The sequence below is a fragment of the Collinsella sp. LCP19S3_B7 genome (assembly GCF_052121795.1).
In the GTDB taxonomy this organism is placed as follows: Bacteria; Actinomycetota; Coriobacteriia; order Coriobacteriales; family Coriobacteriaceae; genus Collinsella.
The window spans coordinates 1-2,340 of sequence record NZ_JBQKDO010000034.1; the positions used below are offsets into that span (position 1 = coordinate 1).

General features: G+C 56.8%; 1 protein-coding gene. It reads left to right on the forward strand.

The genetic code is table 11. The features are described 5' to 3' along the window. The first annotated feature begins 294 nt into the window (after positions 1-294). Positions 295-1,989 carry a phospho-sugar mutase gene (locus ACTQW0_RS08435; protein WP_441567767.1) on the forward strand — a complete coding sequence of 565 codons (1,695 nt, stop codon included), beginning with the start codon at positions 295-297 and terminating at the stop codon, positions 1,987-1,989. Positions 1,990-2,340 lie beyond the last annotated feature (351 nt).

Below are 2,340 nucleotides of genomic sequence, written 5' to 3' on the forward strand. Positions count from 1 at the left end.
AGAGTACTGCGGGGCCAGCCCGTGGGAGGCCAGGGCGCCGCTGACCGGTGGACGGCACCGAGCCGTGCGCTTGGACTGGGAAGGGGGAGGCCTCGCGGCCTCCCCCTTTTTCGTTTCTCAGGCAATTTAACTAAATTTCAATTTTTACAACGATATCATCTGCCGTCTTATTCAGACGTTCACCGTTCTCCTGACAGTCTCACGCACTCAATGGATTACTATCTACTTAAGCGTGATACTGCGCTTGACCTGTTTTAGGCGGGCCGTTTTATTGATTATGAAGGAAGGACGCACATGGCAGATGTTCACGAGCTGCTTGATACTTGGATTGCCAATGTCAAGGATGATGAGCTGCTGACCGAGCTCAACACGATGAAGGAGCAGGGTGACGAGGATGCCATCACCGATGCCTTCTTCCAGGATCTTGCCTTCGGTACCGCCGGCCTGCGTGGCACGATCGGTGCTGGCACCAACCGTATGAATATCTATACGGTCGGCCGTGCAACGCAGGGCTTCGCCGACTATCTCAATGCGACTTTTGAGCATCCGACGGTTGCCATTGCTCGCGATAGCCGCAATAAGGGCGAATTGTTCGTCAAGACGACTGCTGCCATTCTTGCAGCAAACGGCGTGACTGCTCTCGTGTACCCTAAGATTTCTCCCGTGCCGACGCTTTCTTGGGCCGTCCGCGACCTTAAGTGCTCCGGTGGCATTTGCATGACCGCTAGTCATAACCCTGCGCCCTATAACGGCTATAAGGCATATGGCCCTGACGGCTGCCAGATCACGAGCGAGGCCGCCGATGCAATTTCTAAGGCTATCGCCGAGACCGATACGTTCACTGGCGTGAAGTCCATGGACTTCGATGAGGCTCTTGAGCAGGGTCTGGTCAAATGGATCGATGACTCGTGCCTCGAGCGTTATTACGACGCCGTTCTCGCGCGCGGCGTGACCAACCTTTCTGCCGAGGAGATCGCTGGCGCTCCGCTTAAGCTCGTCTACACTCCGCTCAACGGCACTGGCCTCATTCCCGTCACGACGGTGCTCGAGCGCGCCGGCATCACCGATGTCACGGTTGTTCCCGAGCAGAAGGACCCGAACGGCGATTTCCCGACCTGCCCGTATCCTAACCCCGAGATCCGTCAGGCCATGCAGAAGGGAATCGACCTGTGCGAGCAGGTTCACCCCGATCTGCTGCTTGCAACCGATCCTGACGCCGACCGTGTTGGCGTTGCTGTTAAGAATGGTGATGACTATCTGCTGCTGACCGGCAATGAGATGGGCGTTCTGCTGCTCGACTATATCTGCAAGACCCGTGCCGCCCGCGGCGAGGATCTCACCAAGAAGGTCGCGGTTACTACCATTGTTTCTTCCGCCATGGTCGATGCTCTGGCCGAGGAGTATGGCTTTGAACTCCGTCGCTGCCTGACGGGCTTCAAGTACATCGGTGACATCATTACCTCGCTTTCCGATGCTGGTGAAGTCGATCGCTTTATCTTCGGTTTCGAGGAGAGCTACGGTTATCTGGCCGGCGACCACGTGCGCGACAAGGACGCCGTGAGCACTTCGCTTCTGATTTGCCAGATGGCGCAGTATTACAAGCTCCAGGGCAAGAACCTTGCCGATGCGATGTACGAGCTGTACGAGAAGTATGGCTACTATCACAACAAGACGATTTCGCTGAGCTATCCGGGCGCTGAGGGTGCGGCAAAGATGGCCGGCATCATGGCTGGTCTGCGCGAGAACCCGCCCGCGGAGCTCGCAGGCTCCAAGATCGAGGCCGTTGTGGATTACAACACGTGCGTGAACGGCCTGCCGAAGGCTAATGTCATTGAGTTCGATCTTGAGGGTGGCAACAAGGGTATTGTCCGTCCTTCCGGCACTGAGCCCAAGATCAAGCTGTACATCTTCGCTAAGGGCGCGGATGCCGCCGAGGCTGATGCAGCACTTGACGCGATTGAGGAGTCTGGCCGCAAGCTGCTGGCCTAGGGCTTGATAAACAGACTGTTACCGATAAGAAGGGAAGGGGGTCTCGCAAAGGGCCCCCTTCTTTTGCTCTAACGTTTGGTCGATGAATAATAAATATGTAGGAGCTGTGTGCAACCAGATTCCCGCCCCCGGGGCCCCTCCGGTCTGGCAATATATCTCCTTGCCGCGCGGCCCGGTCGGACCGGGAACCAGCGCAGGCGTGCACCTTGAGAACCGGATACTGCGAGGATGGACACACATGATGTGTCGCATCCGGGCAGACATCGAACCATTTGAAATGGTCTGACTTGGATTCGTTTTTCGCAAGGCCGCCGAGAGGCGGCCCCGAGAAATTCCTTTTCCTATCAAACA

Bases quoted from the DNA above. Each gene is read 5' to 3' on its own strand.
- ACTQW0_RS08435 (WP_441567767.1), top strand. From the start codon at position 295: ATGGCAGATGTTCACGAGCTGCTTGATACTTGGATTGCCAATGTCAAG.